Annotated in this window: 18 protein-coding genes and 2 pseudogenes; 9 read left to right on the top strand and 11 right to left on the bottom strand. The window is 68.0% G+C overall.

The window, feature by feature from the left end; genetic code table 11:
* The first annotated feature begins 56 nt into the window (after positions 1-56).
* Positions 57-647, top strand: a complete 591-nt coding sequence (locus tag AC5Y7V_RS02225) for a CGNR zinc finger domain-containing protein (RefSeq protein ID WP_499878410.1) — start codon at positions 57-59, stop codon at positions 645-647.
* Positions 648-663: 16 nt separating this feature from the next.
* On the opposite strand, the gene AC5Y7V_RS02220 is transcribed toward AC5Y7V_RS02225, so the two are convergent.
* The 5 genes from AC5Y7V_RS02220 to AC5Y7V_RS02200 all read right to left on the bottom strand — a co-directional run bounded on the left by AC5Y7V_RS02220 (position 664) and on the right by AC5Y7V_RS02200 (position 5,094).
* Entirely contained in the window at positions 664-828 is a 165-nt protein-coding gene (locus tag AC5Y7V_RS02220) for a hypothetical protein (RefSeq protein ID WP_499878409.1), read from the bottom strand.
* Positions 829-982: 154 nt separating this feature from the next.
* Positions 983-1,828 carry an SDR family oxidoreductase gene (locus AC5Y7V_RS02215; RefSeq protein WP_499878408.1) on the bottom strand — a complete coding sequence of 282 codons (846 nt, stop codon included), beginning with the start codon at positions 1,826-1,828 and terminating at the stop codon, positions 983-985.
* Complete coding sequence (locus AC5Y7V_RS02210) at positions 1,829-2,593, bottom strand: DUF2127 domain-containing protein (protein ID WP_499878407.1); 765 nt, start codon at positions 2,591-2,593, stop codon at positions 1,829-1,831.
* 45 nt (positions 2,594-2,638) lie between these two features.
* Positions 2,639-4,045 (bottom strand): MmgE/PrpD family protein, encoded by a 1,407-nt coding sequence (locus AC5Y7V_RS02205; RefSeq protein ID WP_499878406.1) that lies wholly within the window; start codon positions 4,043-4,045, stop codon positions 2,639-2,641.
* 92 nt (positions 4,046-4,137) lie between these two features.
* Positions 4,138-5,094 (bottom strand): LysR family transcriptional regulator, encoded by a 957-nt coding sequence (locus tag AC5Y7V_RS02200; protein ID WP_499878405.1) that lies wholly within the window; start codon positions 5,092-5,094, stop codon positions 4,138-4,140.
* Between the two features lie 131 nt (positions 5,095-5,225).
* Between AC5Y7V_RS02200 and AC5Y7V_RS02195 the strand changes: the two genes are divergently transcribed.
* Positions 5,226-5,798, top strand: coding sequence for a carboxymuconolactone decarboxylase family protein (locus AC5Y7V_RS02195; protein ID WP_499878404.1), 573 nt, complete (start codon positions 5,226-5,228; stop codon positions 5,796-5,798).
* 105 nt (positions 5,799-5,903) lie between these two features.
* On the opposite strand, the gene AC5Y7V_RS02190 is transcribed toward AC5Y7V_RS02195, so the two are convergent.
* Positions 5,904-6,764, bottom strand: a complete 861-nt coding sequence (locus AC5Y7V_RS02190; protein ID WP_499878403.1) for an IclR family transcriptional regulator — start codon at positions 6,762-6,764, stop codon at positions 5,904-5,906.
* Positions 6,765-6,970: 206 nt separating this feature from the next.
* Here AC5Y7V_RS02190 and AC5Y7V_RS02185 point away from each other — a divergent pair.
* From AC5Y7V_RS02185 to AC5Y7V_RS02165, 5 genes and pseudogenes are all read left to right on the top strand, one after another.
* Positions 6,971-7,126 (top strand): annotated as a pseudogene (locus AC5Y7V_RS02185) (zinc-binding dehydrogenase); the annotation flags it as partial.
* The gene (locus AC5Y7V_RS02180) at positions 7,123-7,536 is read left to right on the top strand and encodes a nuclear transport factor 2 family protein (RefSeq protein ID WP_499878402.1); all 414 of its coding nucleotides are present in this window, start codon (positions 7,123-7,125) and stop codon (positions 7,534-7,536) included. The pseudogene AC5Y7V_RS02185 and the gene AC5Y7V_RS02180, both read left to right, overlap by 4 nt.
* Positions 7,537-8,355 (top strand): SDR family NAD(P)-dependent oxidoreductase, encoded by an 819-nt coding sequence (locus tag AC5Y7V_RS02175; RefSeq protein WP_499878401.1) that lies wholly within the window; start codon positions 7,537-7,539, stop codon positions 8,353-8,355. It abuts the gene before it with no gap.
* A gap of 343 nt (positions 8,356-8,698) precedes the next feature.
* Positions 8,699-10,012, top strand: a complete 1,314-nt coding sequence (locus AC5Y7V_RS02170) for a calcium:cation antiporter family protein (protein WP_499878400.1) — start codon at positions 8,699-8,701, stop codon at positions 10,010-10,012.
* A gap of 23 nt (positions 10,013-10,035) precedes the next feature.
* Positions 10,036-10,875 (top strand): SDR family oxidoreductase, encoded by an 840-nt coding sequence (locus AC5Y7V_RS02165; RefSeq protein WP_499878399.1) that lies wholly within the window; start codon positions 10,036-10,038, stop codon positions 10,873-10,875.
* A 3-nt stretch (positions 10,876-10,878) separates the two neighbouring features.
* Here the strand turns inward: AC5Y7V_RS02165 and AC5Y7V_RS02160 are convergent, their stop codons facing one another.
* On the bottom strand, positions 10,879-12,618 hold the full coding sequence (locus AC5Y7V_RS02160) for a SulP family inorganic anion transporter (protein WP_499878398.1): 1,740 nt from the start codon (positions 12,616-12,618) through the stop codon (positions 10,879-10,881).
* Positions 12,619-12,633: 15 nt separating this feature from the next.
* A complete protein-coding gene (locus tag AC5Y7V_RS02155; protein WP_499878397.1) occupies positions 12,634-13,713 on the bottom strand; it encodes a sulfate ABC transporter substrate-binding protein in 1,080 nt (359 codons plus the stop codon).
* Positions 13,714-13,858: 145 nt separating this feature from the next.
* Between AC5Y7V_RS02155 and AC5Y7V_RS02150 the strand changes: the two genes are divergently transcribed.
* Positions 13,859-15,259, top strand: a complete 1,401-nt coding sequence (locus tag AC5Y7V_RS02150) for a DUF2252 domain-containing protein (RefSeq protein ID WP_499878396.1) — start codon at positions 13,859-13,861, stop codon at positions 15,257-15,259.
* Between the two features lie 19 nt (positions 15,260-15,278).
* On the opposite strand, the gene AC5Y7V_RS02145 is transcribed toward AC5Y7V_RS02150, so the two are convergent.
* Positions 15,279-16,559: a cytochrome P450 gene (locus AC5Y7V_RS02145; protein WP_499878395.1), complete on the bottom strand. Its 1,281-nt coding sequence runs from the start codon at positions 16,557-16,559 to the stop codon at positions 15,279-15,281.
* A gap of 77 nt (positions 16,560-16,636) precedes the next feature.
* On the opposite strand from AC5Y7V_RS02145, the pseudogene AC5Y7V_RS02140 reads away from it, so the two are divergent.
* Positions 16,637-16,828: pseudogene (locus tag AC5Y7V_RS02140) on the top strand (MerR family transcriptional regulator); the annotation flags it as partial.
* A 405-nt stretch (positions 16,829-17,233) separates the two neighbouring features.
* Here the strand turns inward: AC5Y7V_RS02140 and AC5Y7V_RS02135 are convergent.
* Both AC5Y7V_RS02135 and AC5Y7V_RS02130 read right to left on the bottom strand, forming a co-directional pair.
* Positions 17,234-18,883, bottom strand: a complete 1,650-nt coding sequence (locus AC5Y7V_RS02135; protein WP_499878394.1) for a flavin-containing monooxygenase — start codon at positions 18,881-18,883, stop codon at positions 17,234-17,236.
* Complete coding sequence (locus AC5Y7V_RS02130; protein WP_499878393.1) at positions 18,880-20,661, bottom strand: flavin-containing monooxygenase; 1,782 nt, start codon at positions 20,659-20,661, stop codon at positions 18,880-18,882. Before AC5Y7V_RS02130 ends, AC5Y7V_RS02135 begins: the two co-directional genes overlap by 4 nt.
* Positions 20,662-20,805: the final 144 nt, after the last annotated feature.

Here is a 20,805-nt window from a genome sequence, read left to right as displayed (position 1 = left end):
ATTTTGCTTCTGTCACCGTAGTTGACCGAGACGACATAGGCAAGTATATTTTGACTATGTCATTGGAATGGTTTGCGTCACAGCGCTACGAGCTGGCGCCGGCCCCCGGTGGTCTGGGCCTGGTCCAGGACTTCCTCAACACGGTGGCCATCCAGCAATACGGGCCGGACCTGCTGGCCGACGCGTCCGCCGCCGGCGACTGGGCGACCCGCGCGGTGCGGGCCTGGGCCACCGCACGGGGGCTGGACGTGCAGGCGCCGCCGCTCGGCGACGCGGACGTGGCGAAGCTGCGCGCCCTGCGCGACACGATCGCGGGACTGGTTGCGGGGGAACCGCAGGCGGGACGGTGGACGGGCGCCGCCTCGGCGTCCCTGACGTTGTCGGAGGCCGGCGAGGTACGGCTCGAACCCGCCGGAACGGGCTGGCGCTGGCTGGCGTCGGCGCTCTGGGGAGAGGTTCTGCTCAGCCAGCGTGACGGCACCTGGCGACGTATCAAGCGGTGCCACAACGACCAGTGCGCGTCGACGTTCTACGACCGTTCGAAGAACAACAGCGGTGTGTGGCACGACGTGAAGACGTGTGGGAACGCCGCGAATCTGCGGGCTTCGCGGGCCCGCCGACGCGAACGCGACCGCGCGGGCAGCTAGTTCGGGCCGCCGGACCTCAGCAGCGCTCGACCCCCTTCGGCATGATCCGCGGGTGGGAACGCGCTTGGCGCGGCGCGCTTCTCAGCACGGCCTGCAGGGCGTCGCACGCCCGCGCCTTGATCGGCGTGACTATGTCGAGGCTGGTCGGGCTCTGGCTCATCCAGTGCTGCAGTGTTGGCACAGTTGCCGTCCTTGTCCGTCCCTTGTCCATTCGGCCAGTTCGCCGACTCATTGAATTGCATCCCAACGGTTTTACGGGCGCGCCGCGCCGCGGTAAACGTCGCGAAAAGCCGCGTTGTGGCGTGAGGCACATTCGCGGCGGCGCGGCGGGCCCGTCACACCCCGGCCCGGAACCGCCGCAGATAACCGAACAGCCGGCGCGCCGGTAGGCCCTTCGGCCAGTCGTCGGCGCGGAAGTACGCGTCGGTCCCGCCGTCGACGAAAATGACACTGCCACAAAGGAAGTCGGCGGAATCCGACAGCATAAAACGCATCCATTCGGCCAGTTGCCCCGCGTCGCCGAAACCGCCGACCGGCACCGGGAACGATCGAACCGCTTTCGCCTGCCGAGGGTCCGACAGCTGCTCTTGCAGCATCGGCGTCATGATGGCGCCCGGGGCCAGGGCGTTGAGGCGCACGCCGGAGCCGGCCCACTCCGGCTTCACCGCATGCCGGCGCACCCAGCGGGCCACGGCGATTTTCGAGGCCGCATACATCATCGTCGGTGCGGCCGGCCCGAACGGCCGCACGGATCGCACCGCCCTGTCGGCGTCGTGCGCGAGCAACGCCCGCACGGTCCGCCCGGGCACCGCGGGCACGGTCGTCGTGGAATTGCTGGAGACGACGACGACTTTCGCGCCGCCAACGGCGGCCAGCGCCGGTCGCAAGGCGACGAGCAGCTCGACCACGCCGAGGTAATTGACCTGAGCGATCAGCCGGGCCCGATCCCGGCCCCGACTCGGGCCCAGGCCCGCGGCCAGCACGGCACCCTCGAGCCTGCCGCCGCAGGCCGCCAGGACGCCGTCGGCGGCCGCCTCGCGGCCGTGCGGCGTCGACAGGTCGGCGACCACGTCGGCGTCCTTCACGTCGACACCGATCACGGTGTGCCCGTCGGCCCGGAGCCGCTGCGCTGCCTCACGGCCCATCCCGGACGCCGATCCGGTGATCGCGTAGGTGCCCATTCAGATCGTGGTGGCGGCGCGCTCGACGTCGAGCAGCTGCTCGCCCCGGCGCTCCTCGTCGTACGCCTTGCGACCGCCCCGCAGCCCGAACAGCCGCTTCGATATCAGCAGGTAGATCACGGCGGCCACATTGATCGTGAAGGTAACCAAGCGGGTCATCGTGATGCCCTTGGCGAGGTCATGGATTTCCAGAGGCAGGAAGACCGAGGTGGCCACCACGGCGAAGTACTCGCCCCAGCGCTTCAGCAACCACAGGCCAACGGCTTCGATGATCTCGATCAGCGCGTAGGCGACCAGCATCAGGGTCAGCAGGGCCAGGGTGGATGGCTTGGCCGCCAGCGCCTTTTCCAGCTCGTGCACGATCGTCATCTGATCAACCTTGAACCCGGCCGCACGGAAGATCGGCAGGTCACGATCCAGGGTGGCCTGGATGGCCCCACGCGCGCCGCGGAATTTCCAGACGGCGTACGCCGCCAGCGCGATCACGATCGCCCGGAACAGCCGTTCGACCGCGAGCGCACGAATGATGATGGCCTGGCGTAAAGCCTTGCCGCGCATGATCATCGGCGCGTTGTCGGCATGGCCGCGGCCATGCGGCGCACCGACGGTGAATTCCCCACACCGCAGGCAACGCCAGACTTCGCCCAGCCCGGTGGTGCCGCTGAGCCTCTCGGCCAGCGCCTCCTCGTCCGGCGCGTACGTCACATGGCCCGCCAGCGCACAGGTGACCAGCTCCCACCGGTTGATGCCGCGATCTTTGCGCATGGCCGATCATTCAACGCCCGCAGCGAAGGGCGCAAGGGGGCGGGGTCAGAAGCGCGCCCTGCTGCGGCGACGCTGGGCGCTCGGGCTGACGGCGCCGAGCAGGGCGGCGAACTCGGCGACGGGGATCTCCTCGAGCCCGTCGACCGCGGCGGCGATGTCATCGCGCAGCGCCTCGTCGCAGAACGGCTCGGCGAGCCAGCCGAACTTGTCGACGACGCGCTGCCAGGACATCGGCCGGGTGGGCGACCCCTCGTAATCGCTCTGCTCGCGGCTGAATTCCCGCCCGTCGCGCGTGAGCACGTGCACGCGCGCCGCGGTGCGTTGCGGGTAGTCCGCGGTCAGGTCGGCGGCGGCCGCGACATCGACCCGCGCCAGCAGGTCCTGCACGTCGCCGCGCAGCACGCGTTCGGTCTCGAGCTGTTCGGGACCGACACCCCCGTCCAGCAGCGCCACCGCGCTGAGGTATTTCAGGTTGTAGTCGGCCTGCTCCTTGGTCAGCGGGTGGTCTTTTCCCCCGTACGCTCCCCCGCCGGCGAAGTCGTACGCCCCCTGAAAGACCTCGAGCCTCACCCGCGCGACGTCCTCGCCGCGCAGGTTGTTGTCGCAGCGGATCGCCAGGACGGCGTCAATGATGGCCTGCCCGTGGATAAGTGAGCAGTACTGCTTGAGGTAGGTCTGCTCGACGCAGGCGAGCGCGCGGTCGGCGGTGTGGAAGTCAATCGGCTGATCGAAGAGCTGCACCAGGCCGTGCGGGCCCTCGAACAGCGATTTGGGCCCGGTGATCCCGCGGCCGGCCAGCATCGTCGTATACACCGCGCGCATGCCGGTGACCGCGGGCGAGATGCCCTTCCAGTTCGAGACCGGTTCGGCGTGCACGGTGGCGAGCGACACGTTGTCGGCCGCAGCCGCGGCAATGGCGTTCGCGGTTTGCCCGGCGTCGAGCCCGAGCAGCTTGGCCGATCCAGCCGCGACCGACATCGCCAGTTGCAGCGCATGATTGAGCCCGCGCGCCATCACCGGAACCTGGGCACTGAACCGGCATTGGACCTCGTAGGCGATTGCTAGCGCCAGCAGGAAATCCGCGCCGGTGGCGTCGACGTGCTCGGCCACCGCCAGGATCGCGCCGAAGTTGTCGGCGGGATGGCACAGTCCCCCCACAGTCAGGTAGGTGTCGAGCAGGTCGGGGTAGCGCACCAGGACCGCGTTGAAGAACGCCGCCTGATCGACCGAGGCCCGGCCGCCCCCGACGAGCGTCGCGGTCGGGACGCCGCTGAATTGGTCGGTGTGTTCGCGAATCGTGGCGATCAGCTCACCGTCCAGCGAACCGACGGCGCAGGCGACGCTGTCCAGCACGTTGCGTTTCAGCAAGGCCCGGGGTGGTCCGCTCAGGTCCGTTGGCTCGGCGCCGACGACGAAGCCGGCAAGATCGTCGACAACGTAGTTATGTGCCATGGGGTTTCGTCCTCCCGTCGTTACCTCCACTGAAGCGCCGCAACGACACGGAAGTCCAGGATCGATCTCTTACCAGTGCTCGACCGGAGTTCCTACCGCAGTTCGGTGCCCGAGGCGAGGGCCTCGCGGTGCGGGTCGTCGGCTGGAGCCCACCAGCTGCCGGTGGGAGGCGCGAGCCAACCGCGGCCGCGCGCTGTCGTCAGCAACGCGTCCACCAGGCCACGCACACCGGCCCGACCATCGTCTTGGCGGTGCAATAACGACCATGTCCACAGGGGGGTCGGCTCGGCGACGGGTCGCTGGCCCAGGCTGGGTGGAATGACTGCGGTGTGTCGCTTCGGTGAAGCCAGCACCGGGGCGCCGATCCTGCGCACGTGGGCGTAGAAGGCGTCACCGGTGACGCCGCCGTCGTCGATCCTGACCATCCGCGCACCCGTGTGGGCCGCGAACTCCCCGGCGAACCGATTCCACGACGACCATGCCGACTCGTCGGCATCGACGAGGACTTTGACCCGTTGCGCGGCAATCGGTTCCGGCGATCCCACGCCGGGAAGCACGGCCTGCAGGGGCTCGGCACGCAGCAGGTGCGCCGTCAACCCGCGTTGCTTGACCTGCTCGGCGGTCACCCACGCCAGCGCGACATCGAGCGTGCCCTCCGCCACGCGGTCGGCCTGCGCGTGCGACGGCAGCACCCATTCGTCGACTCGCAGCGTCACCTCGGGCCCAAGCAGGCTGGTGATGTCGTCGGGCAGCCAGCTGACGTAACCCAGCCGCACCGGCGTGCTCTCGGCCGCCGCCAGCTGCAGTCGATGCTTGGCGTCGTCGGCCAGGGCCAATATTCTCCGCGCGTCCGGCAGCAGGGTGCGTCCGACTTCCGTCAGCCGGACGCTGCGCCGGTCGCGCGCGAACAGCTCGGCCCCCAACTCGCGTTCGAGGGCGATGATCTGTTGGGAGAGAGCCGGTCCCGAAATGTGCTTCCGCTTTGCGGCCCGACCGAAGTGCAACTCCTCGGCAACCGCCACGAAGTAGCCCAGCTGCCGCAGTTCCATGAGACGAGCTTAAGTGGCCCTACCTGCGGTAGGAAGCGTGACTTAGCACTGGTGGAAAGCCCGTCGTGGACGCGCCGACGTTCTGGGGATTGGCTGGGGTGAACCAACCGCGATCACCTGAGGAGGGCCCGGTGCGACTTCCGCTGTTGCCACCTAACGGTTTGACCGCCGCACAGCAAGACCTGTACGCCGACATGCGCGCCGTAATCGACAGCGGCTTCGGCGAACTCGTCGCATACCGCGGCGACGGCGCGCTGGTCGGGCCGTTCAACGGTTGGCTCCACTTTCCCCAATTCGGTTCGCCGGCTTGGGCGCTCAACAGATCGCTATGGGAGCACGCCCTGCTGCCCGGCAGCGTCCATCAACTGGTCATTCTGGTCACCGCCGCGAAGTTCGGGGCGCGCTACGAGATCTACGGACATGAGTACTTCGCACGCCGGGCGGGGCTGTCCGACGACAAGATCGCCACCGTCGCCGCCGGTGAACGCCCCGCCGACCTGACCGATGACGAGCGCGTCGCCTACGACATGGCGGCCGCGCTCAACCGCGGCGGTGTCCTGGCCGAGACCACCTATCGAGCTGCCGTCGCGCGGTTCGGCGAGCACGGGGCCGCCGAGATCGTCTTTCTGGTGGGCTGCTTCTCCATGGTTGCCGTCACGCTCAACGCCTTCGACGCGGCAGTCCCCGGCCGCGAGGAGACATAGCGCCCATCAGGCCGGGTGACAGCGGCTCGGGCGCAAGCTCGGCATCGATGAATACTGTTGTGCTGCAGGTGCTTTAGCGATGGCACAATTATCCGTCCAACGGACCTAGCCGGCGCGATGAACCGCGTTCTGTTGCAATCGGGTGATCGCCGCCGTTTCGTCGGTGAGCTTCTCGCCGATAAGCCGGATTTGCCTCGCGCTGAGCGGGCACAGCGGATGCACGGCCAGCATCAGGGCGGCCTGTCCACGATGGTCGAAAACCGGTGCGGCGATGGTGACCACGGGCTGCTTACGGCGACCGGGATTGTCGTCGGAGAGGAAGCCGATGGTGGTGAACTCCGCGAGCAGCTGATCCAGGATGTGGCGCACCGGAGTCGGCATCTCGTGGTGATCGAGGCTGACGACCGCTTGGACGGCCTGCGCCAGCGCGGGCGTTGTCCAGTCGACGTCGAAGCCCCGTTCCCGGGTGTGCTCCAGGACGCGTTCGAGGCGCTCGACGCGATCGGTGTTGTCGCCGGCGCCACGACGGATCCACGCCCGTTGTTCCTCCTCGCCGTCCCAGGCGGCCAGGGCGACGCCGAAGGGCGGGGCATAGGGAATGCGATCGCCCGGGATGCCCGCCGGCTGCGTCGCCGGGTCACCCTCGAAGGCGGTCACCACCAGCGAATCACCGAATCGCTCCACCACCGAACCGGCATAGCCGACTTCGCGGGAGAGCCGCAGCGCCGCGGTACGGGCGGCATGCGCAAGCGGGCGGGCGGTGTCGGTTCGCGCGGCCACCACCGCGAGCGCGGGGCCGAGGATGAAGGTCTTCGCGACGGGGTCGCGGCTGACCCAGCCCCGGTCGCACAGCGTCTTCAGGATCGCGTGCGCCGTCGCCTGGGTGAGATCCAGCTCGCGCGCGACGTCAGAAAAGCGCAGCGGCGCATCCGGGAACCGGGCCAGGAGCTCGACGACGTCGAGCACCCGGGCGGTCGGCGCCGACGGCGATCCGCGAATGTCTTGACTCCTTTGCGGCGGGGTTCATATGGTTACCCTGATCATTCGAGACTTTATATCGATTATTCGAGAAAACAAACGAGGTTGATGCGCGCCGTTGTGTTGAGGGACGGCCGGCTGCAGGTCCGCGAGACGCGCGGACCCGGCGCCGGGGCCGGGCGAGTTGCCGCTGCGGAACCCTCGACTCCATCGCGTCCGGACGCCTGGATCCGCTACCGAGCGTCGGCAAGGTCATCGGTCTGGACGAGGTGCCCGGCGCGCTCGAGCTGGCGCGCAGATCCGACGGCCCACCACGCATCGTGGTCCACCCGAATGGAGACGTCTCGTGAGCGAAAACGACGACCGGCAACAAATCTCGGATCTGCTCGTTCGCTACGCGACCGGGATCGACCGGCGCGACTGGCCGCTGTTTCGAACGGTGTTCACCGAGGACTGCGAACTCGACTACGGCGAGATCGGCGCGTGGAGCGGCGTCGACGCCGTCACGGACTTCATGGACAAGACGCACGCGTTGGCGGGGCACACGCTGCACCGCTTGACCAACCAGGTCATCACGATAAGCGGCGACAAGGCCACGGCTCGCACCTACGTCGACGCCCTGATCATGTTCGCCGACAACCAATCCGGTGCCAACGGCATCGGCTATTACGACGACGACATCGTCCGCACCGCCGACGGTTGGCGCATCGCACGGCGGCGCTTCACCATCGTGCGCGTGAGTGCAGTTGGGAGCCCTTAGGTGACGTTCGCAACCAAGTACGGGCCGTGGGCGCTGGTCGCCGGGGCTTCCGACGGTCTGGGCGCCGCGTTCGCCGCGGGGCTCGCCGAGCGGGGCGTCAACGTGGTGCTGCTGGCCCGCCGTCAGTCGGTGCTGGACGCCGTCGCCGCGGCGATCGGTTCCCGCAGCGGAGTCGAAACACGCACGCTCGCAATCGATCTCGCTCAGCCGGGCGCGGCAGCGGCGATCGCCGCGGCCACCAGCGATCTGGAGATCGGCTTCCTCGTTTGCTGCGCGGGCGCCGACCCGAATTATGAGCCGTTTCTTGCCAACCCGATCGAGGCCGCCGAGGCGATGGTGCAACGCAACTGCATGGTGCCGATGCAGTTGTGCCACCACTTCGCGCCCCCCATGGTCGAGAGGGGCAGCGGCGGCATCGTCATCTTCTCCTCCGGCGCCGGGTTGGCCGGCGGGCCCAACATGGTGGCCTACGGGGCATCCAAGGCGTTCGACATGGTCTTCGCCGAGGCGCTATGGGCCGAGTTGCACGACAAAGGCGTCGACGTCGTAGGCCTGATCCTCGGCAAGACCGACACGCCCGCACTGCGCCGGCTCGAACACAGCCGCGGCCAGATCAGTTCGCCCGACGAGGTGCCACCGGGCTCCGCCGCCGTGGACGACGTGATCGCGGAGGCCTTCGACAACCTCACGAACGGCCCGACCTGGTTCGTCGGCGACGTCATGCGCGCCGCCGAGCAGCTGACAAGTTCACTGACCCGCAATCAGACCGTCGAACTCTTCGCGCAGGCCGCCGCCGCGGCGATGGGTCCGCCGGGTTAGCCGTTCCCCGGGGAACCCACGGCTGCGGCGGCGCGTCGAAGTTAATCGAGCTATCTGTGCGTCCATCGATCCATCGGTGGCGCAAAACGCGCCGGGCCGCGGCGCGGCCGGCGCAAAACGCCACCGCAGGGCCACGAAAGGTTTGCCAAATTTTCGGATCAGCCAGCCCGAACTTTCCCTCCCGACCGAGGTGGCCAGCGAAGACAGAACGCGCCCGACCGCCGCTTCGGCTCTCGGATCGCGTTGCTGGGTAAGGATTTCGCGGGTAGGTTTGGGAGCAGTTCGCCACGGCATGCGAGCCAAAGCAATCACCAATGATCGGCACCCCTCTTCGAGTTGAAGGATGACGATGCCGGCCACAGACAGGTCCGCTGCCACAGTCGCGACGACATCGCGCGCGCGGCGATTCACGCTGACCCGGTCGGCGCTCAGCACCGCGATCTTCATCGCCCCCGCGGTGGTCATCCGGATCGCCGGCCTGCACCTGGACCCGGTCGCCGCCCTGTTGATCTACGGGGCCGCGGTGGTCGCGGCCAGCTTCCTGCTGGCGTGGGCCGCCGAGGCCGCGCAGATCGACGTCTCCGGCGGGCTGGCGATCGCGGTGCTCGCGCTGGTGGCGGTGCTGCCCGAATACGCCGTGGACCTTTACTACGCCTACGTCTCCGGCCACGATCCGGATTACACCCAGTACGCCGCCGCGAACATGACCGGGTCCAACCGGCTGCTGATGGGGCTGGGCTGGCCCGTCGTGGTGCTGGTCAGCATCCTCGTCGCGCGACGGGCGGGCGCGGGCAAATCCGCGAGATCCGTGGCCGTCCAGCTGGAGCCGGCCAACCGGGTCGAACTCGGCTTCCTGCTGATCGCCGGCATCGCCGCATTCATCATGCCGGCGACCGGTCAGATTCACATGGCGCTGGGGCTGGCGCTGCTGGCCTGGTTCGGCTTCTACCTGTACAAGATCGGCCACGGCGACGTGGAGGAACCGGACCTCGTCGGCACCGCGGCCGCGCTGGGGGAGCTGCCCGACCGCGTTCGGCGCGTCGCGGTCATCGGTCTCTTCGCGGCATCGGGCGCCGTGATTCTGCTGTGCGCCAAGCCGTTCGCCGACAACCTCGTCGCGGCGGGCACCGAGCTCGGCATCGACCGGTTCCTGCTCGTCCAGTGGCTCGCGCCGCTGGCATCGGAGGCCCCCGAGTTCATCATCGCGGTCATCTTCGCCTCCCGCGGCAAGGGCACGGCGGCGATCGCCACGCTGATCTCGTCCAAGGTCAACCAGTGGACGCTGCTGATCGGATCGTTGCCCGTGGCGCACGTCCTCGGCGGCGGCGGGTTTTCGCTGGCGCTGGACTCGCGGCAGGTCGAGGAGGTGCTGCTGACGGCGACCCAGACCCTGATGGGGGTTGCGCTGATCCTCGGGCTGCGTTTCTCGCGGGTCGCCGCGTGCGCGCTGCTGGTGTTGTTCTTCGTCCAGTTCCCGCTCGTCTCGACGCGGGAGCGGCTGCTGCTGTGCGGTGTCTACGTCGCGGTGGCGGCGGTGGGCTTGGTCATCAACCGCCGCCACCTGGCTGTCACGTTCCGGGCCCCGTTCGTCGGCACGGCCATCCGCCACAGTGGCCACCCCCATCACGACGCGGAGAGCCCGACGCTGCCGAGTTAGGGCACCCCGTATACGGTCCAGCTATGAATCGAGTGTCGGTGATCACCGGCGGCGCCGGCGGCATGGGTCTGGCCACGGCCAAAATCGTTGGCCGCGACCACACCGTGGTCCTCTGCGACGTGCGGCAGGACCGCCTGGACAGCGCGGCCGCGACCCTGGCAGGCCTCGGGATGACTCCGACGGCCGTCAACTGTGACGTCACCGACCGGGATGCCGTCGCGGACCTGCTTGACACCGCAACCGGGCTCGGCACGGTCGCTTCGGTCATCCACACCGCCGGCGTCAGTCCGAGCATGGGTCCCGCCGACTACGTCATGCGCACCAATGCGATCGGCACCATCAACGTCGACGAGGCGTTTTACGCGATCGCCGGTGCGGGCGCGGTGGTCGTCAACGTGGCGTCCATGTCGGCCTACATGCTCCCCGCGGAAATCGTTCCGACACGCCAATTTCCGCTCGCCCTGGACGACCCCGAGGCTTTCATGGGCGCCATGCTGACGGCCTGCGACATCGCACCCGAGGAGGCCCGCTCCGGCATCGCGTACGCGCTGAGCAAGACCTTCGTCAAGTGGTACAGCCAGGCGCAGGCGGAGCGGTTCAACGCGCGCGGGCTGCGCATCGTCTCCGTTTCACCGGGGTCGACCGACACCGAGATGGGCCGGCTGGAGGAGCAGGCCGGGGCCGGTGCGATGGTCGCCGACGCCGCCGTCCCGCGTTGGGGCAAGCCCGAGGAGATGGCCGAGCTACTCGCGTTCTGCGCCAGCGACAAAGCGGGTTACCTCACCGGCACCGACATCCTCAACGACGGCGGCGTGATCGCATCGATGACGGAGCGGGCCAGGGCGGCCGCCGCCAACGGCTGACCCTCAGACCAGGTAGTACAAGTCGGCGGCCCGGGCCGGTTCCGCCAGCCCGTTGTGCGCATAGCGCACCGCTTTGAGCGTCGCGGAGTATTCCTCGTCTTCCTCGGGGAAGACGTGCTCGGCGGGGAACCATCCCTGGAACCCGACGTTTTTCAGGAGGGTTAGCGTATCGGCGCGCACCCCGGCGAGCAGGACGGTGACGCCGCGCGCCGCCTCGTCGCGCAGGAAGTGCTCGATGCGCTCGATGCAGACGACGTCGGGATGTCGTACCCGTTTGAGCCGCAGCACCACGAACCGGATGTCGTCGCTCTCGATCCGTTGCCTGATCTCCGACAGGTAGCGGTCCAATTCCGGTGCGGCGCCGAAGAACAGCTCGCCTTCCACGTCGTAGATGACGATCGACGCATCGGCCGGGTCGCCCGGAATGCGCTCTCGGACAACGCGTTCGGGGGTGACTATCAGCTCCTTGGCCTTCAGCTTCGCCGCGCGGGGCACGAACAGCAGGATCGACAGGATCACGCCCAACAGAACCGACTTGTCGAGATCGATCGCCACTCCCGTAAGCGCGGTGACGAGCACCAGGCCGGCGTCATAGCGCGAGGCCTTCAGCGTGTAGATCAGGCGCTTGAAATCGACGAGCCGCGCGGCCGTGACGAGCAGCAGCCCGGCCAGCGCCGCCTGGGGGACGTAGCGCAACAGGGGCGCGAACAGCAGCAGCGCCGCGGCAACCGTTGCGGCCGAGACGATCCCGGAGAACCGGGTGCGCCCGCCGGATTGGAAGTTGATCGCCGATCGCGACAGCGATCCCGAGCCGGGCAGGCTCTGAAAGAAGCCGCCGGCGAGGTTGGCCAGGCCTTCGGCCATGATCTGCCGGTTGTAGTCGATCTCCTGTTGGGTTTGGTAGGCAATGGCTTTGGCGATCGAGAGCGCCTCGATGATGCCGACGAACGCGATCGCGAGCGCACCCGTCGACAGCTGGGGCAGCCAGTCGGTGTGGACCTCCGGGATGTGCGGGGTGGGCAGGCTGCGCGGGACCTTCGCGGCCACCGCGACGGCGGTGTGGCCGTTGGCGCCCGGGATCGACCAGCCCGCCAGGTAGGCGATCAGGGCGGTGACGACCAGCACGACGAGCATGTCGATCTGCGGCCATCGGTAGCGTTGCACCAGCCTGCGCAGGACGACCGCCAGGGCCACTGCGGCGACGGACAGTGTCAGGGCGCGGTAGTTGATCGCATCGCCGTGGGTCAGGGTGAGCCAGGCGCGGCGCAAGACCTGCATGTGCCCGTTGCCCTTGTCGCGCACACCGAGCGCGTTGCCCAGCTGCCCCGCCGCGAGCAGCAACGCCGCGGCCGCCATGAAGCCGATGATGACCGACTCGGAGATGTAGCGGGTCAGGTTGCCGAGCTTGAACAGGCTGATCACGATCTGAAATCCGCCGACCAGCACGGCCAGCAGGAACAACCCCTCGAAGAGTTGGGTGCTGTTCTCCGAATCGATGAACGCCAGGGCGCTGAACACCAGCAGCGAGATGGCGCTCGTCGGCCCGTTGATCAAGTGTGACGACGAGCCGAAGATCGACGCGACGATCGTCACGACGATCGCCGAGTAGACCCCGAACCGTGGATCCACGCCGGCGATCAACGCGTACGCCATCGCCTGGGGAAACGAAATGGCGGCGACGGTGAGGCCGGCGACGAGGTCGTGCCGTCCCTTCACCAGGTCGTAATTGAAAGCCAGGCCCATGGTCAGGTCTTTCCGCTAGGTCGCCGACGCCGCACCCGGCGGCGCGGAGATCGCGTCGAGGATTCCGTTGACGCCAAAGAACTGCTCGCGCGCGTCGCTCCAGTCCTTGGCGATGGCGCCGATTCCGAACAGCGCGAGCGGGGGCAGCCGGTCGGCATGTTTGGCCAGAATCTCGGGCTTGAACGGCCGGTAGCCGTACTGCGCCGCCTGCTCCTGTGCGGCGTCGGTGAACAGGTAGTTGAGATAGGCCCTGGCGTATGTCGCCGTCTTCGGATCGGTGACGTTCGCGTCGACCCAGGCCACGGCGGGTTCGGCGAGGATGCTGACCGGTGGGTACACCAGCTGCAGTTCGTCCTTGTTGGCGGCGACCTCGCGCAGCGCCTCGTTCTCCCATGTCAGCTGGATGTCGCCGATCTTCGCCAGCGTGAAGCTGTCGCCGGCACCGCGGGCACCATTGTCGGAGACGGCCACATGGCGCAACAGCGACCGCACGTAGTCGGTCGCTTGGGCGTGGCTACCGCCGCGGGTGGTGACCGAGCCCCAGGCCGCGAGGACGCTGAGCTGGCCGTTGCCCGAGCTTCGCGGGTTGGGGGTCACCACGGACACGTCGCCCTTGATCAGGTCGGGCCAGTCGTGGATGGCCTTGGGATTGCCCTTGCGGACGACGAAGACGATGGTCGACGTGTACGGCACGGAATTGTTCGGCAGCCGCCGTTGCCAGTCGGGGGCGATCAGGCCCCGTTTGCTCAGCGTCTCGACGTCGCTGATCAGCGCAAGTGACACCACGCTGGCCCGCTGGCTGCCGTCCAGGACGCTGCGCAGCTGGCGGCCCGAGCCGCCGTGAGACTCCTTGATGTTCAAGCCGATTCCGGTGTGCGCACGGTATTGCGGGACGAACGCCTTGTCGATCGCGGCGTACAGCTCACGGGTCGGGTCGTAGGAGACATTGAGGATTTGGTTGGTGCCGGCGCCGGGAATGTTCTTGACCACGATCGCAGTTGCGGCGAGGACGATGGCCACCACACCGACGACGTTGAGCCAGCGGATGCGCAACCGAGGGCGGAAACGCCGGAATGCCGGACGCACTTTCGACATCCAGGCGTCCTCTCACGGCAAACGCCGGACCATTTCGGCCGGCACCAATACTTTTCAGGATGTTAACGATCGGGCCACTTCGGCGCAGCGTTGAGAATCAGCCTGAAGCTAAGTCCGAAGCGCGCGGGATACCTATGCTGAGCACATGCCGCAACGGGCGTTGCGTGACCGCCTCATCGAACTGGAAGTACCCGGGGAGGATGTGGCGCGCGGTCGGGCGCTGCGCAAGACCGTCCCCAGGCGCGCGCTCGCCCAACTGACTCCCGCGAACCGGTCGGCGACGGAAATCCTCGTGGCCCAAAACGACGGGCGGCTAGGCGAACTGGTCCCGCTGCGGTTCGCTCGCATGCTCACCGACCCGTTCTCGTTCTACCGCGGGTCCGCGGCGGTCATGGCCGCCGACCTGGCCGCCAGCCCTACCAGCGGGATCGAAGTCATGTGCTGCGGTGACGCGCACGTGTCGAACTTCGGCATGTACGCCGCGCCGGACCGCTCAATCGTGTTCGACCTGAACGACTTCGACGAGGCCGCCGTGGCGCCCGGGGAGTGGGACGTCAAGCGCCTGGTCACCAGCGCTGTCGTCGGGGGCCGCCACGCGGGGTATCCGGCCAAAGCCATCCGCCGCTGCGTCGAGCAGGCGCTGGTGGGCTATCAGACCAGTCTGGAGGCGATGCTCGAGGAGATGAACGTGCTGGACCGCTACTACCTGCGCGTGGAACCCGAGCACTACACCGGGAAGGTGTCCAAGGGCCTGCAGGCGGTGATTCAGAAGACGATATCTCAGGCGCGCACCCGAACGTCGGCGCGAGTCTTCCGGCGGATCACGGAGATTGGCCCCGACGGGACCCCACGGCTGCGAGAGGCGCCTCCAGTCTTGCAGCACGTCGACGAGCAGACCGAAGCGCCGTTGCTGGCGGCGGTGCGGGAGTATCTGGCCGCGGTGCCGGCCGACGTGGCGCTGCTGCTGTCGCACTTTCGGATCACGGATGTCGCGCTGCGCGTCGTCGGCGTCGGTAGCGTCGGCACCCGGTGCTACCTGGTGATCCTGGTCGGCCCCAACGGAACACCGCTGATCCTGCAGATCAAGGAGGCGGTGCGGTCGGTGCTCGAGGAATACGGCGGGTGGACTCAGCCGGACAGCCTCAATGCGGCCGTCGAGGCAAAGGGCCAGGGGGTGCGCGTCATCGACGGCCAGCAGATCCTGCAGGCGATGTCGGACGTTTTTCTCGGGACGACCCGCAAGGACGGGCGCGACTACTACGTCCGCCAGTTCCACGACATGAAGGGCAGCGTCGACACCGCAGGCATGTCGGCCTCGACCTTCTCCGAATACGCCGTCGCCTGTGCGGTGCTGCTGGCGCGCGCGCACTCGCAGAGCGCCAACGCATCGGTCTTGCGCGGTTACGTCGGCACCAGCAGCGCCGTGCACGACGCGGTCGCCGAGTGGTCCTACGCGTACGCCGACAAGTCACTCGACGATTTTCACCAGCTGCGCGCGGCGGCCGCGGCCGGCGATATCGAGGTGGCCGACGATCCCGCCCGGTGAGAAGCTTGACGGGCCGTCCTCACGCGGGCGTCAGGCGGACCGCCAGGCGAGTCGGTCCGCGGAGCAAACTGTTGGTGGACCATTGCGTCGCCCCGACCACGGAGATCCGGCTGACGTGCGTCACCAATTCCCTCAGCACCGCCTGGGCCTCCATGCGCGTCAATTGCGCTCCGATGCACAGGTGTGCACCGAACCCAAAAGTCATGTGCTGGCTAGGATTTCGCGCTACCCGGAACGCGTCGGGTTCGTCGAACGCCCGAGGATCCCGATTGGCCGCGCCGATGGACAGCATGATCCGCGCACCCGCCGGAATCGTGGTATCGCCGACCCGGTAGTCGCGCAGGGCGGTGCGATACACGTTCTGCGCCGGTGACAGATAGCGCAGTAACTCCTCGACCGCCATCGGTATCAAGTCGGGATCGGCGCGCAGCAGGTCATACTGCTCCGGGTTGGCCGCCAGGGTGTCGAACATGCCGCCGAGCAGGTTGGTCGTGGTCTCGTTGCCGGCAAGAAGCAACAGCATCGCGAAGTAGAACAACTCGCGGTCGGGCAGCGAGCCGGCCTGGTTCTCCGCCAACAGCCGCCCGAGGATCGTGTCCGAGCCCTTCAGGCCGCCGACGGCGAATTGCCGCGTGAAATAGCGGTGCATCGCCCACGAGCCGCGCACCGAGACCGCGAGCTTGCGGGCGCCGCGTGCCGTGAGGTCGATGTCGGTAACCTGTACCGACTCCTCGGACCACCGCCGAAAATCGTCGACATCGGTGTCGGGAACGCCCAGCAACTGGGCGATGAGGCGCACGGGCATCGGTATCGCGAGCCGCTGCACCACGTCGCAACCCGGGTTGGCCACGACGTCGTGGACCGTCTCCACGGCCAGCCTGTCGATGATCGGACGCCAGCTGTCGAGCGCCGCCTTGGTGAACGCCGGCAGTACCTGACGGCGCTGCCGGGCGTGCGCGTCGCCGTCGAGCGAGACCAGGATCGGCGTGCGTATCCGGGTCAGCATGGGCCCGTCGGCACTGGACAGTTTCGCGTCGTCGCGGGCGGCCGCGCGGACATCGTCCAACCGGGTCAGGACATACACCCGGCGCTTCGGGTTGTACTGCACCCGGGCGCCGGCGTGCAGGCGACGATAGGCCTCGTGTGGCTGGGCCGCCGTCGCCGCATCCAGCGGATCGTAGGCGGTGATGTCCGCGTCGAGCGGCAAGCGCCGCCGGGCACCCGTGGCATTGGCCAGCGCGGCGCCGGCCAGCGTGCGTGCCGCCGAGCCGGTGAAGCGAACCCCGTCAGTGAGCGCCATCGATCACCTAACCTGTATAGTTACGCCCTGGACCGTAACGTAAGTTTCCGTAATCGACAAGGGTCGTCGCCGTGGACATGACAATCGACGAGCTCGCGCGCCGCGTCGACATGACCGCGCGGAACATCCGGGAGTGGCAGACCAACGGACTGCTACCGCCGCCACGGCGACGCGGCCGGATCGGGATTTACGGCGACGACCACATCTCGCACATCGAGCACATCAAATCACTTCGAGCGCAAGGATTTCCGCTTGACATCATCCGGCGGGTCCTGGATCAGTCCGGCGAGTCGGCGCCCGAGGTACGTCGGATGGCCTCGGAATTGCTGAGCCCCGCCAACCTCACGGGATCGGTCGAGATGAAACGGGTCGACCTGGTCCGCCAGTTCGGCCCCGACGCGGAGCGGTACTTCACGGACTGCGGGCTGGTCGACATCCTCAACGACGAGCTGCTCGTTGTCACCGACACCCGAACGTTCGACTACGTCGAGAAGCTGATCGCCGTCGGCCTGCCGTTGGATAAGGTGGCCCGGGCCCTCACCGTCATGACCGATCATCAGATCGCGAGCATGCAACCACTCGTCGAGCTCTATCGCGATGAAGTCTGGGAGCCGTTCCTGCGCGCCGGGCTACCCGCCGACGACTGGCCCGAGATCGCCGAGAAGACCCTCCAATTACGTTCCCTGGGAATCGGTCTCGGCATGCAGGCGTTCCGCAGGGCGATAGACGACGTGGCGGGCAGGATCGCCACCGAGGAAGCCGCCAAGATGGACGTGCCGAGGACGCCCCGAAAGCGGCGCCGCACCCGTTGAGTGGTGCGACCAATCCCGCGGCCGCAGCCGCCAGGTTCGGCGGGCGTAGTCCAGTTCGGTGTAGGGCCACTGGGTCACGATGCGGCCGCTTGGTGACCGGAAGTAGCTGTCGCACTGGGTCCAGACGGTTCGTTCCAGGTCCGCGGAAAGCTGGTCGTTGTAGCGCCTTTCGGCCTCCGGACGCACATCCACGTAGCCGCCCCGCCGCGCCACCCGGCTGACGGCGCTGGCCACCAGCCGCGCGCCCGCCTCCAGGATGTAGACGATCGAGTTGCCGCCCTGGTTGGTGTTGGGGCCGTAGAGCATGAAGAAGTTCGGGAAGCCGGCGACGGCCACCCCCAGGTAGGCGCTCGGGTCGGCGCCCCAGCGCTCGTGCAGGCGCTGACCGCCGGCGCCGACCACGTCGATCCCCGACAGGTAGCGCGACGTCTCGAACCCGGTCGCCAGCACGATCGCGTCGACGTCGACGGTCCGGCCGCCCCCGGTGATCACCGACGTCGTTGTGATCCGCGCTATGGGGTCGGTGACCAGATCGACGTTGTCCGCCTGCAACGCCCGGTAATAGTCGTCCCCCAGCAACACCCGCTTGCAGCGGAACGGATAGTCCGGCGTCAACGCGCGGCGCAGCCGCCCGTCGGCCACGGTGCGCTCCAAGAACGACGTCGCGACGTGCGTGCGCGCGGCAACCACCGGGTCGTCGGCGAAAGTGGCCGTGTTGTCGTGCTGGAATTTCCAGATCTGCCAACGCGCGCGGCGCGCCGCCAGGGGATCGCGCCGAAAGCGCTCCAATTCCGCTGCGCTGTACGGTCGGTCGTCCTTGGGCACCATCCACGGCGGCGTCCGCTGGAACACCGTCACGCGCTCCGCGGTCTTCGCGAGCTCGGGGACCACCTGCACCCCGCTGGCGCCGGTGCCGATCACCGCTACCTTCCTGCCTGCCAGCTCGATGTCCTTATCCCACTGGGCGGTGTGCATGAGCGTGCCGCCGAACTCGCTCAACCCCGCGATCTCGGGACGCTTCGGCGACCCGAACAATCCGACGGCGCAGACGACGACGTCGGCCGTCAGCGTCTCGGCTTGCCCGGCACGGTCCAATTCGCAGTCCCAGCACCGCGCGTCGGAATTCCAGCGGACCGATCGCACTTTGGTGCCGAGCATGAGATGGCGCCGCAGGTCGAAGTCGTCGGCCACGGACTCGAGGTAGGCGAGGATCTCGGGCTGACGGGCGTAGGTGCGACTCCAGGACTTGTTGGGCGCGAAGGAAAACGAGTACAGGTGGCTCTGGATGTCGCAGGCGGCGCCGGGATAGGTGTTGCGGCGCCAGGTGCCGCCGACCCCGTCGTCGGCCTCGATGATGACCAGGTCGTCGAGACCGGCGCGGCGTAGCGACACCGCCGCGCCGAGGCCGCCGAAGCCGGCGCCGATGATCGCCACCCTCGGGGGCCGCCGCCGGCGCGTCGCCGCCCGCAGCCGGCCGACCGCATAGCGCCGACGTGCCGCGCGGCTCGTCACGTTGCGGCCTCGCTCCGGCGAACCTGATACCCGTCCAGGTCGCCCTTCCCCCGCCACGCCTCCAGCATGTCCGCGTACTCCGTGGGCGCACCGATGAAAAAGCTGCCCTGCCGAGTCTTGGCGTCCGCCTTGCCTTCCCGGTTGTAGTAGCCGGGGGTGCAGGTCCTGGCCCGCTCCGCGGTCGCGGTGGAGCGGGCCACCACCAGGTCGACCCACGCGGCTTCGGCCTCGGGTGACGGCTCGATTTCGCTGACGCCGCGCTCCAGCGCCCAGGCGATGATCCACGCGGCGTGGCTGGCCTGCACGTCCAGCAGATAGGGGAAGTTCACCGTGAGCCCCGCCTGGGCGATGCTTTCGATGAAGCAGTTCGGGAAGCCGTTGGCGCTCAAGCCCTGGAACGTGCGCACGCCGTCGCGCCACCGATCGGTCAGCGTCACGCCGTCGCGGCCGATCAGCTCGAACCCGGTGCGCCGGCAGTAATCGGTGCCGACCTCGAAACCCGTTGCGAAGATGAGGCAGTCGAGTTCGTAGGTCGCCCCGTCGACGACGACGCCGGCCTCGGTGATGCGCTCGACCCCACGACCGCGGGTGTCGACGAGCGTGACGTTGTCACGGTTGAAGGTCTGCAGATACCCGTCGTGGAAGCACGGCCGCTTGCAGAAGTAGCCGTACCACGGTTTGAGCGCCTCGGCGGTCGCGGGATCCGCCACGATCTCGTCGACGCGCGCCCGAATCTCCTCCATCTTGGCGAAGTCGGCCAGTTCGATGTTGGGGGCCGGGCCGGCGCCGTCCTGGCGCATGACGGGAAGCTTGCGGGTGATACTCGTCCAGGCGTCGGCGACCAGATCCTCGTCGGCCTGACCGCCGGCGGTCAGGATCTGGAAGTTCCGGATGCGTTCGGACTGCCAGCCGGGCTGTAATGTGTTGGCCCACTGCGGATCCGTAGTCCGGTTGGCTCGCACGTCGACCGATGACGGTGTGCGCTGGAAGACGTAGAGATGCCGGGCCGCCGCGGCGAGGTGCGGCACGCACTGGATCGCCGTGGCGCCGGTGCCGATGATGCCGACGCGCTTTGTCGCCAGGTTCTCCAGCTTTTCGCCGGTGAACCCGTAGTCCCACCTGCTGGTGTGGAACGTCGGGCCGCAAAAGCTCCCGAGGCCGGCGATCCCGGGCAACTTGGGCTTGGCCTGGTAACCGTTGGCCATGGAGACGAACCTGGCCCGCATCTCGTCGCCGTGGTTCGTCCGGATGATCCAGCGGGAAGCATCTGGATCCCAACGGATCTCATGCACCTCGGTTTGCAGGCACGCGTCGCGATAGAGGTCGTAGTGCTCGGCGATGCGCTGGCAGTGGGCGAAGATCTCCGATCCCCTGGCGTACTTGTCCGCGGGGATGTAGCCGAGCTCCTCCAATAACGGCATGTAGACATAGGATTCGACGTCGCACGCGATCCCCGGATACCGGTTCCAATACCAGGTGCCGCCCACGTCGGCCGCTCGGTCGATCAGGCGCACGCTTTCGACACCGAGCTCGCGCAGCCGCGCGCCCGTCAACAGCCCGCCGAATCCGGCGCCGATGACCGCGACGTCGACCTCGTCGGTGAGCGGCTCGCGGGTGAACGTTCCGTCCACCCAGGGGTCTTCGGCGAAACGCGCGAAGGCACCCGCCGTCTCGACGTACTGCGCGATCCCGTCCGGGCGCAGTCGCCGGGCCCGCTCGTCGGCGTACTTACGGCGCAGCGCGTCGACGTCGAACCCCACGCCAACGGTCTCGGTCAAGGCATCGGCTTCCTGCTCGTGATCCCCGCCCGACTATATAATCAATCAGTTGATCATATCAATGGCTCCAAGAGGATCAAGTCTGCGCTCAGCGCGCGAATTCCGGCCGAGCCACGCTCTGGCCGCAGTCTCGATTGCCGCCGG

This window comes from Mycobacterium sp. NGS34 (assembly GCF_059812845.1).
Note: the sequence above shows the minus strand (reverse complement) of the source record. Positions and strands in the feature narration are given on the sequence as shown.